Annotated in this window: 9 protein-coding genes; 5 read left to right on the top strand and 4 right to left on the bottom strand. The window is 54.8% G+C overall.

Translation table 11 applies throughout. From position 1 onward, the window contains the following. Positions 1 to 237 precede the first annotated feature (237 nt). From BJF95_RS01245 to BJF95_RS01255, 3 genes are all read right to left on the bottom strand, one after another. Positions 238 to 804: an invasion associated locus B family protein gene (locus BJF95_RS01245; RefSeq protein ID WP_075637636.1), complete on the bottom strand. Its 567-nt coding sequence runs from the start codon at positions 802 to 804 to the stop codon at positions 238 to 240. Between the two features lie 190 nt (positions 805 to 994). Then, complete coding sequence (locus tag BJF95_RS01250; protein ID WP_083638636.1) at positions 995 to 7,165, bottom strand: autotransporter domain-containing protein; 6,171 nt, start codon at positions 7,163 to 7,165, stop codon at positions 995 to 997. 699 nt (positions 7,166 to 7,864) lie between these two features. Further along, positions 7,865 to 8,770, bottom strand: coding sequence for a LysR family transcriptional regulator (locus BJF95_RS01255; protein WP_075637638.1), 906 nt, complete (start codon positions 8,768 to 8,770; stop codon positions 7,865 to 7,867). Between the two features lie 101 nt (positions 8,771 to 8,871). Between BJF95_RS01255 and BJF95_RS01260 the strand changes: the two genes are divergently transcribed. Both BJF95_RS01260 and BJF95_RS01265 read left to right on the top strand, forming a co-directional pair. Then, on the top strand, positions 8,872 to 9,192 hold the full coding sequence (locus BJF95_RS01260; protein WP_075637639.1) for a nuclear transport factor 2 family protein: 321 nt from the start codon (positions 8,872 to 8,874) through the stop codon (positions 9,190 to 9,192). Next, a complete protein-coding gene (locus BJF95_RS01265; protein ID WP_075637640.1) occupies positions 9,192 to 9,971 on the top strand; it encodes an SDR family oxidoreductase in 780 nt (259 codons plus the stop codon). The genes BJF95_RS01260 and BJF95_RS01265 overlap by 1 nt, the downstream gene beginning before the upstream one ends. A gap of 311 nt (positions 9,972 to 10,282) precedes the next feature. Here BJF95_RS01265 and poxB read toward each other — a convergent pair whose 3' ends face one another. Next, positions 10,283 to 12,019, bottom strand: coding sequence for a ubiquinone-dependent pyruvate dehydrogenase (poxB, locus tag BJF95_RS01270; RefSeq protein ID WP_075637641.1), 1,737 nt, complete (start codon positions 12,017 to 12,019; stop codon positions 10,283 to 10,285). Positions 12,020 to 12,319: 300 nt separating this feature from the next. On the opposite strand from poxB, the gene BJF95_RS01275 reads away from it, so the two are divergent. The 3 genes from BJF95_RS01275 to BJF95_RS01285 all read left to right on the top strand — a co-directional run bounded on the left by BJF95_RS01275 (position 12,320) and on the right by BJF95_RS01285 (position 15,286). Then, positions 12,320 to 12,976, top strand: coding sequence for a helix-turn-helix domain-containing protein (locus tag BJF95_RS01275; protein WP_075637642.1), 657 nt, complete (start codon positions 12,320 to 12,322; stop codon positions 12,974 to 12,976). Positions 12,977 to 13,122: 146 nt separating this feature from the next. Beyond that, positions 13,123 to 14,226 carry an NADH:flavin oxidoreductase/NADH oxidase gene (locus tag BJF95_RS01280; RefSeq protein WP_075637643.1) on the top strand — a complete coding sequence of 368 codons (1,104 nt, stop codon included), beginning with the start codon at positions 13,123 to 13,125 and terminating at the stop codon, positions 14,224 to 14,226. A gap of 136 nt (positions 14,227 to 14,362) precedes the next feature. Continuing rightward, the gene (locus BJF95_RS01285; protein ID WP_075637746.1) at positions 14,363 to 15,286 is read left to right on the top strand and encodes an XdhC family protein; all 924 of its coding nucleotides are present in this window, start codon (positions 14,363 to 14,365) and stop codon (positions 15,284 to 15,286) included. The last annotated feature ends 16 nt before the right edge of the window (positions 15,287 to 15,302 follow it).

Genomic DNA, 15,302 nt, shown 5'->3' on the forward strand with positions numbered 1-15,302 from the left:
CATGGAAAAAGCCGACAGCCTCCTCATCGGACAGACCTTCGAAGTCAAAAACCGCGACGTCATATACGCGTCCCGTCACCCCTCCGTCGACTTCTCAAAATTCGTCAACATGGTCGCAAGCCCCGTCGGTATCGTCGCTGCAGCCACTACCGTATCAAGCAATCTCAAGTAAATAATGACGCTGTGACAGGCTGGGCATTTACAGATGCAACGCCTGTCACAATGCCTATTATTCGATCAGGGCTTCAGGCTCGCATCAAGGGCTGCTGCAAAGCCGTTGAAGGACAGTGGCAAAGTCACAGGACGTCGATTGCCATCCTCAAATGTGAAACTTCCGGCTTGTGTGGCGGATTTTAGGGCCTGCAAGATTGTTGTATCCACTTCGATCTCTGCAAAACAGCCTTGTAAGCAACGCTTATATTCAAGATGCAGTGGATTTGCCTTCTCGTCTATCTTCAATGTCACACCAGCCGGCAGCCAGACGCCTGCGGGAACCTGCACAACCATCCGCATATTGTCCTTGGGGTTGATTTTTCCCAAAGCAACGATTGCCACAAGACCGCGCCCTTCCACTTGCAAATTCTGGGTGATCTCGCAGGTCTGCGCATTCTCAGCGGAGGTCACACACCGCACCAGCCAGTCCTGGTAGGTTGCCGTTGTGCCCTGAGGTTGCGAGGGCGCGTCAACCGGGGCAACCGGCTTGGCTTGTGTTCCCGCAGCCTTTGTCTGGGCCATCGCTGTGAGCGGTCCGCCTGAAAGGGCGACCAGGAGGCTCACCATTACCGCAGTTGCGCGCTTTGTCATGTCTGCTTTACCTTCACTGTCGTTCAAAAATAGATCCGCCGGAGGCACGGACCGAAAACAAGGCCCATTGAGCGATCGGCTCAACAGACATAGCAAACGGCCTGCTGCATGATGTCTTCAATCGGACTCGATTGAAGGAGAAAACAATGCAACACGTTTAAATGATGCCAAAACGCAGCGCCCAGTCATGTCAGAACTTCACAGAGAACTGAGCACTAAAGGCATTCTGAACCCCATGCGTCGCAATTTGCCCCGAATAGTTAAACTGGAATTTGGAAGTTTCGGAAATGTCGTAGGCCACGCCGATCCCGATCAACGCCGTATCCTTTGCTGTCGGCACACCAGAGACCCGGAACATTGATCCACCGGACTGGAACCGGGCGCTCGCCTCAGAGGAGGTATCGCCGTTGGCATGTTGCCAGCCAAGGGTCAGGCTTGGGGTCAACACGCTTTCACCCAAGGCTATCGTTGTTGCAGCCCGTGCACCCAAGGTGGAGTAAAGCGTATTTTGCGTGTCGGTATTGACCGCCAGTGCAGCGCCGTTCAAGCCACGTTCTGTGAAAGATCCACCCTTTGTGTTAACATAGGCCAAGCCAACGAAGGGCTCAAGATTATAACCGCCGACATCCATGTCATAGGCCAGTTCGCCAAACACCTGGGTCGTGCCAAGCATGCGGTCTGCTTGTTCTGAATCCGAGAAGCCTGAGAAGGAGATGTTCCGCGATATTGTTACATCATGCCAGGAGTGTGAAACCCCAACCCGCAGAGCAACAGGTCCGAACTGCTTTCCGGCATAAAGGCCTAAATCGTAATTGCTCATCGAGCCAGACGAATTGCGACCATCGACATCGAAATGCGATTGGCTGAAGCCACCAATCAGACCCACGCGCAAGGTATCAGACAACTCGACATCAACACCGCCAAAAACACCGCCAATCGTGTTGGAGGTTGTTGCGGCATTGGTGTTGCCAAACCGCTCACCCCAGCCACCATAGCCCTGCACCCAGACAGTGGGCAAAAGATCCTTACCCACGTCGGCACTCACAGGTCCACCCGCCTTGGCCGCGGCATTCAAGGCGCTGGAAGGATCGCCGCTTGTCGCCTCGGACTGGCGAAGACGAGCGCCAACGGCATCACGCAGATAAATAGACTGCTGGTGTATGACTGGGTTGGTAGACGCATAGATCTCGCCCGAAAGCTGATCCAGAGCAGGTGCCACCGCCGTTTGCGGCAGGGCATAAAGTGCGTCAAACACCAATTTGCCGGTGCCCAAAGACTGCGCCGCGTCAGCCACATTGGTCTGGTTGGGGGTGCGGGCATAATCTCGGAAATTCACGCCGTTAGAGTTCAACGTCAGATAGACATTCTGGGCATCGTAGCTCAACTGCGGTGACAGGAAAGCATAATTTGACGTCACACCACCAAAGGTTCCAGTGACTGTGCCCGATGTGGTGATGATTGCCATCTTGCTGGTCGAGGGATAGCGCCCCGCCACAGCCGACACCTGCACACTGGCCCCCGACGACAGGGTAACCGCCCCGTTGGCGATGATGAGGTCATGGGCACCTTCAGGGGTTACATCCACAGCATAGATCGAGCCACTATTGAATGTTACCGGACCGTTCACCGTAAGGGTGCCAGGCGAATAACCCGGAGCAGCAGTGCCCCCCGAATTGATGGTCAGACCACCAATTGAGGCAGTACCTCCGAGAACACCACCCGCATTCACGGTGAACTGCGAGGCCGTCACCGTGCCCTGTTGTAGCTGGGTAAAGCTGTCTTCGACCGACACCGGACCATTGTAAGGGGAAGAGAACTCGACCTTGCCGCCGCCCTTGAAGGTCACGGAACCGGCACCCGTGACGGAGCCGTTAAAGACGTAATTGTCAGAACGGTTAAAGACGAGGTTGGCATTGTTCACCACATTGCCGGTAATGGAACCCGTCGTACCGCCATTGCCGATCTGAAGCGTGCCTGCCGCAATTGTGGTGCCGCCTGTATAGCTGCTGGCCCCCGTGAGCACCAAAATGCCAGAGCCGGTTTTGATCAGGCCACCCGATCCATCGATAACACCGGAATAAAGCGTACTGGTATTATTGCCGCCTGCGGTGAGATTGGCACCGGCAAGTGTAATGCCACCGGCCCCCGCAATCGATCCAATTGTCTCGTTGCTCTGCACGGTCAGGTGCGCACCATTTGCCACACTCACAGCACTTGTATCACCAATGGCCTGACCGCCACTCACGATCAGCGTGCCAGCGTTAACATTGGTATTGCCCGTGTATGTGTTTGTCCCAGCCAGTGTCAGCGTGCCCGAGCCGAGCTTGTTGAAAACACCGGTGCCAGAAAGCGATCCCGCGTAGGTGCCTGCATCACTGCGGTTGAAAGCAAGAATACCGTTGTTGACAACATCCCCCAGGATTGAACCCGAAGTGCCACCATTGCCAATCTGCAAGGATCCTTGCGTGATTGTCGTGCCCCCGGTGTAGTTGTTCATTCCCGTCAAAACCAGTGTGCCGAGGTCGGTCTTTTCAAGCCCTGTTGTGCCTGTAATGTCCGAATTGATCGTCGCTACAAAAGAAGCACCCGAGGATGTTCCATCACCGACGCGAATGGGGGTCTGGCCAGAAGATGCTGCTAGCGTCAACTGCCCGCCGGTGAGGGTGTAACCATCAACCATGAACTGGAGTCCCGATGCAGAGACGGCCCCAAATGTATTGTCAATCGTCACCGTTCCGGCTGTTCCGCCGAACACGGCGAATGTGTTGCTCCATCCGCGTGATTGATTGGCCAGTGGTGTGGTCCAATTGGTCACGCCCGCGTTGTTGGTCCAGGTGCCATTGCCGCCGTGAACCGTTCCATCTGGCGTGGTCTGGCTACCATTCCAGTACGACATCGTACTGGTCAGGACGGACAGATTGACCTGCCCGGAAACCTGCTGGATCTCATAGGAAAAATCAGTTGGCGTCGTGCCAAGCCGAAGACCCGCGTTGGACGCAAGCGTGGTATAATCAAGCAAGCGATAAACACCCTGCGTCATCGCTCCGGCATTGATGACATTCAGCATGCCATCCAGAGACAATGTGCCAACAGAGGCAAGCGCGGTGCCTGTCGGCGCGCCCAGGATCACGGACAGGGTGGCATTATGCGACAACGTCAAACCTGTCATGGAAAGGCCATAGCCCGAAACGGTGGGTGGCGCGAGAACCAATGTGCCGCTGTCTTGCACCGAGACCATGCCATTGATAGCGCCACCATTTGTGGCCAACAAGAAAGCGCCAGACCCGACAGTCACGTTGCTGGTCAGTGACGTGCCATCTGAAATTTGCAACTGACCGTGTTCAACGGTTGTGCCAGCAGCCGCACTGTTGGCACCGGTCAGTGTTAACTTACCAGCACCACGCTTGATCAGCCCGCCAGACCCGGTGATAGCCCCGCCTGCGACAACATCGTCTGTACGATTAAAGACAACCGTGCCGCTGTTGGCAATTGCACCCGCGAGTGAACCGGAATTGCCACCATTGCCCAGTTGTAATGTGCCTGCCGACACGGTTGTGCCGCCGGTATAGGTATTTGCGCCGGTGAGTGTCAAAACGCCCGCACCTGCTTTGGTGACAGATCCTGTGCCCGAGACGGTGTTGGCGTATTGCACATCATCGGAACGGTTGAAAACCAGGGACGCATTGTCCGTAATGTTGCCCGCAACCGAACCTGCGGTACCGCCATTGCCGATCGATAGTGTACCACCCGAAATTGTCGTGCCACCGGTATAGGTGTTGGTGCCGGTGAGAATACTTGTGCCGCTCAATTGGCTCAATTGGCCGGCACCAGTGATATTGGCGGAGAGGCCAAAGTTGCTCTCCGTATGGTTGAGCACAAGCTTGCTTGCGCCAGCACCCAGCACGATTTCAGCGGTGTTGATGGTGCCAGCCGCCGCTGCCGTTTGCCCGGAGGCAGCACCGACATTCAAAGTACCAATCGCGCCACTCAGATAACCAACCTTGATGGCAGCGGCAGAGATCTGCGCGCCATCGGACAAGGTAAGCGTACCTGTTCCTTCACTTCCCACATACAGATTGCTGTTCATCTGTATTAGAGAGCCGTTGCCGCTCAATGTTACTGTGCCTTGGGAGCCGACATCATTGCCGATGTAGAGCCGCTCGCCGCTCACAGTCCCGCCGTTGCTGATCGTCAAGCTGCCAGCACCAAGCCGACCAACATTCAAATAGCCGGAATAGGTGATGCTATTATCGACGAACGCCGACCATTTAGACCCACTGCCGGAGATGCTCATCGAACCTGATGATCCCGCCAGATCGCCAAGCGTTCCTTGCAGGCCGCTAATTTGACCGCCATTGCTGAGTGTCACGGTGGCATTGGTGCCTGCGCTATAACCAGCGATGAACACACCGGAGAGGTTCATGGCCGCCGATGCACCAGAAACCAAGAGAGTGGACGTCGAACCTGTCAGGGTGGAAACATAGCCATCCACCGCCGCGACCACAGCGCCATTTTGCACATTGAGTGTGCCATTGCCGCCGTTGCCCACGTAGATGTTTCCAGTGCTCGTCCATTTGCTGCCAGAACCGGAAACCGTGACAAGTCCGTTACCACCGGCATTGGTGCCAATCGTGGCATGGCTGCTGGTCAGCGTGCCCCCCGCGTTGACGTTAAGCGTCGCCTGCCCGGTATTGCCAATGGTCATGGTCGAGAGGCCAAGCGAGCCCGTGAGCGTCAGAGTTCCCGCGTCGATGGCACCCGCACCACCAAAACCAGTTGCTCCGTCGCCAGTCACGGTCCACTGACCTGTGCCCGATTTGGTCAGATTGGCAAAGCCCTGGAAATTACTCGCAGTGCCCGCAGCACCAAGAGCGAGGGTTCCGCTGGCTGAGCCGGTCAACTCCAGCATATTGCCTGTGCTGGCATTCACCACCTTGCCTGTCAGCGATGCCGTATCGGAAAGAACGAGACGATTGCTTCCCGATCCCATGCTGATCGCTGTGTCCGAGGCCGTGTGGGCGGCGATCACACCATTCGCCACCACCGTGCTGTTGCCATTGCCGGTCTGCACAGCTGTCGATCCGCTGGAGCGGATGGTGCCGTTGTTCTGAAGCAGGTTGGTGGTACCATTCAAGGATACCCCGAGGCCCGTGCCCGTGATGGTGCCGTTATTGGTGAGCGACACCGCGCCATTGCCGCTGGTGAGGGCGGCGCCATTGCCAGCAGTTGCTGTAATCGTGCCCGTGTTGGTCAATGACACATCGCCAATCGTGGCATTGGCGACAACACCATTGGTGCCCGTTACCCGCCCAGCGTTGTTCAGCAAAATCGTGCCGTTGTCCGCCTGCGCATAGATACCGCTGTCTGATCCCGCAATCACCCGTCCCGTTGCCGTGTTGGTGACCGTAACATTGTTGGTCGCGGACGCGGAAATGCCCTGATTGGTCGTCGAAACACCAAGCGACGTGTCGCGCTGGGCCTCAATATAACCACTGTTGGTGACAGTCACATTGCCCGCGTCGACAGAGGCCTGCACACCGATATAATTGCGCGCCAGAACACTCCCGGAGTTGTCGATATTGGCATCACCTGACTGTGACCAGGCAATCAGACCCTGTTTGGTTGTCGAGGTTACCGTTCCGGAATTTTCAATTTTCGCGTTACCAAGATAATCAATGGCGCGGATACCCGCGAGGTAGGCATTGACCAAACCGCTGTTATTCACCGTAACCGGCACGGCTGAACCTGCAACAGGGCTGCCGTCAGCGTAGATGCCCCAATTATCGGTGGAGGTAACGGTGCCTGTGTTGGTGATACTCACTGACCCGGCATTGCTGGTTGCTGTCAACGCCGGAGAGCCTGTGGACGTGATTGTTGCCCCACTGGTGACAACAATATTGCCGCCCTTCTCATCGCGCACCCAAAGACCGCCGGAACCGCCTGTATTTTCAAGGACAACATCTGAATCCAAATTCACCGTGATGTCGGCCGCATAATCGTGAGCAGATACATTCACAGCACCATTACCAGACGCAGTAACGCTGGTATTGGAAACAATGAGCGTTATTGCCAGCGGCTGGGTAACGACCTGTGTCCCTGCCGGCCTGACGGAATAATTGATCCATCCGCTCGGAATCGTCATGCCAACAACAGTCGTTACATCCGTCCCATATGGCTGAATGTTCACGCCGCCCGCGTCGCATTGAAAGCTAAGCACTGATCCGGTGCTGGTACAACCGGCTTCTGCAGGGCTTGCACCGGCAAGGCCAGCAGCAATCGCAATGCCCAGTGTTTGCAGCGAAACGCCTGCGCGAAGCAACCCACGCCGATGAGATATCTTGATCAATCCAGTCCGACTCATTGCTACCCCCTTACAACGCTATACGCCATACAAGGCGCACAGAGGACGCTGTAACTCTTTAAATCCGCTGCATAATTCCTTAAATCGATCCCGATTTAAGGAATTATGCAGTAGAGCATGGTGCAGAAAACCGGTTCCCACTTATCGCCCTATGCTATCGCATGCTGTCGCACTGAAGCTTTCCGTCCGCTCTTTCGCCAACGCTCCGAATCACACAGGTTTGTCACCACCCTGGCGCGATATTTCCTTACGCATATGACTGAGATGGCATAAATGGGCTTTCGACGTCAACTATTCATCAGGTCTAAATCAGTGCAAAATCATCAAATAAATTCAGTTGACCTAAAAAAGGTCACACTCACAATTTTACACCAAAAAGGTGCAGCTAATAAATTAAGCAACTAAAAATGTTAACTTGAATCCAATGATAATTCTGTAACGCGAATTGTCATTCCCAAACGACCAAGCAAGAGCTTGTATTCTTTTATTTATATACCAATCGCCATATTACTCTTGATCATGCAAGGAGCCAGAAAGGCTGGCACCGCGCATCGTCCTTAACGGGAAAATTTGGATACAAGCCATCCGATCAAAAACATCAATGCCTTCTTGCAAACAGGAACCTTCGGCCTTTGGTGTCTTGATACCGTTGCCAACACCGTTAGAAAACACGGACTGTGGGACGTGAGCTTTTTCGCATCAAGTTTGCTGCCGTCTTGCGAAATCGCGCGCCAGTTCCAAAAAAGCTTTCATGCCCGCAGAAAGATTCCGCCGGCCAGGGTAATAAAGACACAGCCCCGGAGAGGGCGGCGTCCAATCTTCCAGGAGTCGGATAAGGCGACCGGCCGTGATATGCGGCAGGATGTCTTGCTCTATGACATATCCTATGCCCAAACCTTCAACCACTGTGGCTTTCACCAGGCTGGCTTCATCAAGTGTGATCGGCCCTTGCACGTTGATGTGCACCGGTTCTCCGTCTTTTTCGAACCGCCATTGAAAAAGAGAGCCATCGGGAAGGCGCACGCGGATACATTGATGAGCAAGCAGATCGGTGGGAACCACCGGCCTGCCATGTCGTTCGAGATAGTCGGGCGAAGCGATAATCGCATGTCGATGGGGACGGCCAAGCGAGACCGCAATCATGTCGGTGGGAACAAGACTTGCGACCCGCGCCCCCAGATCGAAACCGTCTTTGACAATATCGACCATTTTGCCTTCCGTCACCAGATCGATATGCATGTCGGGGTAGCGTCGGAGGAACTCCAGAACAATTGGTGAAATGATGGCGCGGGCCGCAAACGGTGCAGCATTGATACGGATTGTTCCCGAAGGAGTTTCGCGCTGGGAGCGCACGGCGGTCAAGGTCTCACAGATGTCATGCAGCGAGGGCGTTACTTCGTCGACCAAAAGCCTGCCGGCGTCCGTCAGCGATACACTACGCGTCGTCCTATTGAACAAACGCACCCCAAGACCCGCCTCAAACTTCGCAATCATATGGCTGAGGGCCGTGGTGGACATTTCAAGTTCGACCGCTGCGGCACGAAATGTTCCGCGCCGGGCAATCGTAATCACTGCATTCAGTTCTTTAAGGCTTGCCTGTTCCATTATCCTGATTTTCTCATCATCGAATGCCACTTTATCCCACTTATCGAAATAAACAAAGACGCTTATGTCTCCAGACAGAGATAGAAAGCAGGGAGAACATGATGACTATGCCCAAAATTGTGGCCTCGTATTTCGAGGCTGATCACCGCAATGATGCGGATGCGCTCATGGATACATTCACAACGGATGCCGTTGTCGACGATGAACGGAGCCTGCATCAGGGGCAGGAGGCTATCCGCACATGGTGGACGGCGGCAAAGCAGGCATCGCAATTCGTGCTCCGGCCTTTGGACGTCAAAACCGACGGCAACGTATCCCATGTCCGCGCCAGCGTCAGTGGAGCATTTGCCGGAAGCCCGATCACGCTCACGCATACGTTCACCATCACGGATGAGAAAATCACAAAGCTGGAGATCAATTGATGGCAGATTTCATCGATCTGACAGGCAAGCGCGTCCTCGTGACAGCAGGAACCAAGGGGGCCGGGGCCGCCACCGTTCAATTGTTTCAACACCTTGGCGCACAAGTCCTGACAACTGCGCGTTCGCGCCCCCCTCATATACCGCAGGCGTCGTTTGTCGAGGCAGACCTGACAACAGAGGCAGGGTGCAAAGCCGTGGCAATGGCCGCCCGTAAGCATCTGGGTGGCATCGATATTCTGGTGCACATGCTTGGCGGCTCCACGGCACCTGCCGGAGGCTTCTCAGCGCTTTCGGACGATGTGTGGGATCAGGAATTTTCGCTCAACCTTTATCCGGCCGTTCGGCTTGATCGGCAATTGGTACCAGAGATGATTGCCCAAGGCGGTGGCGTTGTTATTCATGTCACGTCCATTCAGAACGTTCTTCCACTCCCGGAATCCACGACAGCCTATGCCGCGGCAAAAGCTGCACTTTCCACCTATAGCAAGTCTCTCTCCAAGGAGGTTTCGCCCAAAGGCGTTCGGGTTGTTCGGGTTTCTCCCGGTTGGATCGCCACAGAATCCTCTCTTCATTTAGCGGAACGACTGGCAAAGCAGGCAGGCACAGACCTTGAGGGCGGCAAAAAGATCATCATGGACTCATTGGGTGGGATCCCCATTGGCCGCCCGGCCAAACCAGAAGAGGTCGCCAATCTGATTGCATTTCTGGCGTCCGAGCGCGCCGCCTCCATAACCGGCGCAGAATACACCATCGACGGTGGGACCGTGCCAACCGTCTAGCCAGATGCCATGCTGGCGGCGGTTTCGATTTGAGCAGACAATCGCAATCCTCGAGCCCAAAATCTCAGTCATGATGTGGGAGTGCTGTCTTTGTGCCTTGAACAGCCAATAGACAGCAAAGGTATAGATCAGCGTGATCCAGACGGGCGACAAACTGGAGCCCAAAGTGAGTATGGCGCAAGCGACCCACGACCCCGCGCGCGCGGCAAAAACGAAGACCATCGCGCTGTTTGCAGGCTGCGCGATGGACTAAAATCTTGTTTTCGAAACAGATTTTTCAAAAACAGGCACCCACTTTTCGGAGCAAGGCTTTAACGCCAGAGGTTTGTTGCGGCGAGATCAACCAGTTCATCACCGCGGCCGTTGAACACCGCCTTCAACATGTAGAGGGTGAAGCCTTTGGCCATTTCGACATTGATGGCGGGAGGAACCGGAAGCTCGGTGCGGGCCACGACAGCATCAACAAGCACCGGGCCGTCATGGGCAAGTGCTTCACGTATGCCGGGTTCAACGTCATCCGGGTGTTCGAGGCGAATACCCTTGATGCCAATGGCCTCGGCCATTGCCGCAAAATTGGGGCTATCAAGATCGGTTCCATAGGGAAGAACACCGGTCGATTTCTGCTCGACCTCGACAAAGCCCAGGGACGAATTGTTGAAAACAACAATTTTAACCGGCAGTTTCAATTGCCTCAGCGAGAGAAAATCCCCCATCAGCATGGAAAAGCCGCCATCGCCCGACAGGGAAATAACCTGACGGTTGGGAAATGCGGCCTGCGCGCCAATGGCATGCGGCATGGCATTGGCCATTGAGCCATGGGAAAAAGAACCAATCAATCGCCGCTGGCCATTCATTTTCAAATAGCGTGCAGCCCATACCGTGGGCAAGCCAACATCACAGGTGAAAATGACATCCTCTGCGGCGCAATCGCTGACAACCTTGGCAATCTGCTGCGGATGAATGATGCCTTTTTTGCCTCGCCCCGCAGCAAGTGCGTCCAGATCGTTTCTGGTTTTTTTGTAGTGTGTCAGGGCCTGATCAAGATGGGAGCTGTCTGTTCGCTCTTTAAGCAGCGGCAGCAGGGCGTTGATTGTTGAGGTCACATCGCCAACCACACCGAGATCAACCGCAGCACGTCTGCCAATCTGGCCGGGTCTGATATCGACCTGCGCAATGGCAACACCAACGCCCTGCGGGTAGAACTGCCGATAGGGAAAATCCGTGCCCAGCATCAGTAACATATCGCAATCCTTCATGGCATAATAGCCGGACGAAAAGCCGATCAGCCCGGTCATGCCCACGTCGTAAGGATTATCGAATTCAACGTGTTCTTTGCCACGAAGCGCATGGACAATCGGGGCTTTAAGCTTTTCAGCCAAGGCGAGAATGTCGGCATGCGCCCCTTTGCAGCCGGCACCGCAAAACAAGGTCACCCGCGCCTTGCCATTCAACAGATCGGCGAGGGCGTGGATATCGGCCTGAGGTGGAACCACCGCTGGAGCGCGGGGAAGCGATGCGAGGGGGCGTTGTGCACCATGAGACGCTGCATCTTTCAACGCCACGTCACCCGGAATAACCACCACCGAAACGCCGTTGTTTCCCACTGCTTCTCTCATGGCAATTTCCAGAGTGCGCGGCATCTGGTTTGGATCAGAAATCAACTCGCAATAATGGCTGCATTCCTTGAAAAGCTCCTGAGGGCGAGTCTCTTGAAAGTAATTCGAACCAATTTCAGCCGACGGTATCTGAGCGGCAATGGCAAGCACAGGCACGCGTGAGCGATGGGCATCAAAAAGGCCATTGATAAGGTGAAGATTGCCAGGACCGCAGCTGCCCGCACACACAGCAAGGGAGCCGGTGAGATGGGCTTCAGCCGTGGCCGCAAAGGCTCCAGCCTCTTCATGGCGAACATGAATCCATTCGATCTTGCCCTGCTTTCGAATAGCGTCGGTTATCCCGTTCAGGCTGTCACCAACCACCCCGAATATTCTCTTGACACCAGCCGCTGCCAAGGTGTCGGCAAACTGATCTGCCACTGTATAGGCCATGGGTTTTCTCCCGATTTATGTGGAGGTTCAAGGTTGAAAGACCATAATCCGCCAAAGTCATCGGGGTCTTGTCGAAAACGACCGCCTATGTCAGATCAAACGCATATGTTGCGCTGCTCTTTCTTCTTGATGAGGCGGCATGCATTTTGGCCACGCGCAGAAGCCCCAAAGCACCACTATACATAGGTATAGTCACGCTACACTCATGTCTAGAAGACCTTTGATAACAGTAGGATAGCTTCCCGGCATCGACGTGCGCACAGTGGCACTCATCGGAAACAATCATCAAGAGGTGAGAAGATGTCAGCAGTTGCCGTGTGGAATGAATATGCGATCAAGGTCGACAGGCCTGATCATCATTCCAACACCCCGATTGAAGCATTAAAACACTTGCAGATTGCCCTCAAATGTATTGAGGGGCATGATACCGATGCAATCACCTATATTCGAAATGCAATGATGTTGATTGAGTTGCCATCGCAGCCTGGCACCGACACCAAGCCCCCCAGCCGGGCCGGTAAATTTCTGACGGGCGGATTGGCCCCATGGCAGGTAAAACGCATAACAGCCTATGTTGAGGATCATATTTCTAGACCCATTTCGCTGGGCGATCTGGCGCGCCTGGTCAATCTGAGCGCAAGTTACTTTCCGGTCGCGTTTAAATCGGTGTTCGGAGCATCGCCCCATAATTACATCTTGCAGCAGCGGATCGAGCACGCAAAAAAGCAGATGATGATCAGCGATGCCCCCCTTTCGGAAATCGCACTCGCCTGCGGCCTGTCAGATCAGGCACATCTATCGCGCACGTTTCGCCGCATAACCGGCACAACCCCAAGCGCATGGCGCAGGTTTATCTTGCGCGCGCGCGACGGGGATGAGCAGCGCGAGGCGATTTCGAAGAGAGACGCGGTGATCGAAAATGGTTTTCTTTCCAACGCGTCACCGGGCTTGATTTGACGCATGAGTGGGCTCACATCTAAGGGCCCAACAGGTTGAGGTGAAATTATGCAGGAGATATCAAGTGCTATTTTGCGCCATATAGGGCGGACAATGCTGTAGCCTGTGCCAACCAAACGTTTTTCTATTCAGGATCGGACTCCAAGATGACCACTGCTGCCCTTTTTCAGCCGCTGTCGATCGGCAATGTCAATTTGAAGAACCGGATTGTCATTGCGCCTATGTGCCAATATTCCGCCATTGATGGTCAAATGACCGACTGGCACACGATGCATCTTGGCACCTTGGCCGCATCAGGCGCTGGCATCCTCACGCTGGAAGCCACAGCTGTGTCGCCAGAAGGGAGAATTAGCTATGCCGACGTGGGCCTCTATTCCGACGCCTGCGAAGCGGCCATGAACAAGACGCTGGATGCGATCAGAACATGGTCTGACATGCCGATCGCCATTCAATTGGGGCATGCAGGGCGAAAAGCGTCATCGCAAGTGCCTTGGAAGGGTGGGGCGCAAATTCCGCCCGGCTCTGCGCAGAGTTGGCAAACAGTGGCACCCAGCGCTGTGCCGTTCAAATCTGATTATGACGCCCCGAAGGCGCTCGACATCGACGATATAACAAGGCTTCGTCTGGAATTTGCCGATGCGGCGGCGCGCGCTGCCCGCCTTGGTCTCGATGCCGTTCAAATCCATGGCGCACATGGCTATCTTTTGCACCAATTCCTCTCACCTTTGTCAAACAAACGTAACGACGAATACGGTGGATCGCTGGAAAATCGCATGAGGTTTCCGCTCGAAGTGTTTGATGCGGTTCGCAAAGCCTTTCCGGCAGATCGCCCCGTCACCATGCGGGTTTCAGCAACCGACTGGGTCGAAGGCGGCTGGGATCTGGAACAAACAATCGCCTTTGCGCAAGCCTTGGAGGAAAGAGGTTGCTCGGCCATTCATGTCTCCAGCGGCGGCCTCTCGCCCGATCAGAAAATCGCAGTCGGACCCAATTATCAGGTTCCCTTTGCACGGGCCGTGAAGGCGGCAACCAAAATGCCCGTGGTTGCCGTTGGTCTGATCACCGAATTCGAACAGGCGGAAGCAATTCTCAGCACCGGTGATGCCGATATGATCGCAATTGCCCGCGCCATTCTCTACAATCCGCGCTGGCCATGGCATGCAGCGGCCCATTTCGGTGCATCCGTAACAGCCCCCAATCAATATTTGCGATGCCAGCCACGTCGATTCCCATCACTGTTTCAAGGATAGGCGTATTGAATGCATCTCAGCTCTCATGCACTGATGATCATCAAACCACAGAAGCATGATGTGGCGGCGGTAAACCATCTTGCAAGGCTTGCACCTGCAAGATGGCTTTCCAAAAGGGGGAGCGGGCAAATCCAACATGAAAAACGATGATATGCAATGGGATGCATTGACCGACTACGTGCTGGACTATGGGATTGATTGCGCCAAAAAGGGCAATCGTTATGTCATCGTGACCTTGGTCCGAATTGATGGTTCCTCGCCGCGCTATCCTGGTGCTCAAATGGTGGTTTCAGAAGACGGGTCGTTCATTGGCTATCTATCTGGCGGGTGCATTGAGCGCGCCATTGTTGCCGAAGCGTTAGAGGCGCTGGCCCATGGCCAGAACCGTCTGGTCAGATATGGCGAGGGATCGGACTATTTCGACATCCAATTGCCCTGCGGCAGTGGAATTGACCTCTATTTTGATGTGAGCCAGCCCACAGAGAGCCTCGTTTCTATCGATAGCGGGCTGCAACAACGCCGTGCCCAGACAATGACCCTGCACTTGCCAGCATTTCGCAGGGATGATGCAAGGATGTTCACTGTGCAGTACAAGCCGCGACGCCGGCTCATCATTGCGGGCAGCGGACCATCTGCGGTTCAATTGGCCCGTCTGGCGGCAATCTCTGAGTTTGATGTTCAGCTGGTGTCTGCCGATGCCGTGACCCTGGAGCATGGAAGGTCTTTGGGCGCGCAGGTCGCGGCGCTTGTCAGCACCACCAAAACCTATGATCTTGCCGCCGACGCGCGCACGGCCATTGTTTTCATGTTTCATGATCATCTGTGGGAAGACGCGCTCATCGCATCGGCGCTTGCATCGCCTGCCTATTATATCGGTGCGATCGGAAATGAGGCGTCCCATGCCCGGCGACGTGAAACGCTTTTGAACCGCGGATTTTCAAAAGGACATATCGAACGCATTCACGGGCCTGCTGGCATTTTTCGCGGGTCAAAATCGGCGCAAGACATCGCCGTGTCGATTCTGGCCGATATTGTCAAAAACCAGCCTTCTGCGACCTGATCTTTCCATAGGTCTA

This window comes from Rhizobium oryziradicis, from assembly GCF_001939045.1.
In the GTDB taxonomy this organism is placed as follows: Bacteria; Pseudomonadota; Alphaproteobacteria; order Rhizobiales; family Rhizobiaceae; genus Allorhizobium; species Allorhizobium oryziradicis.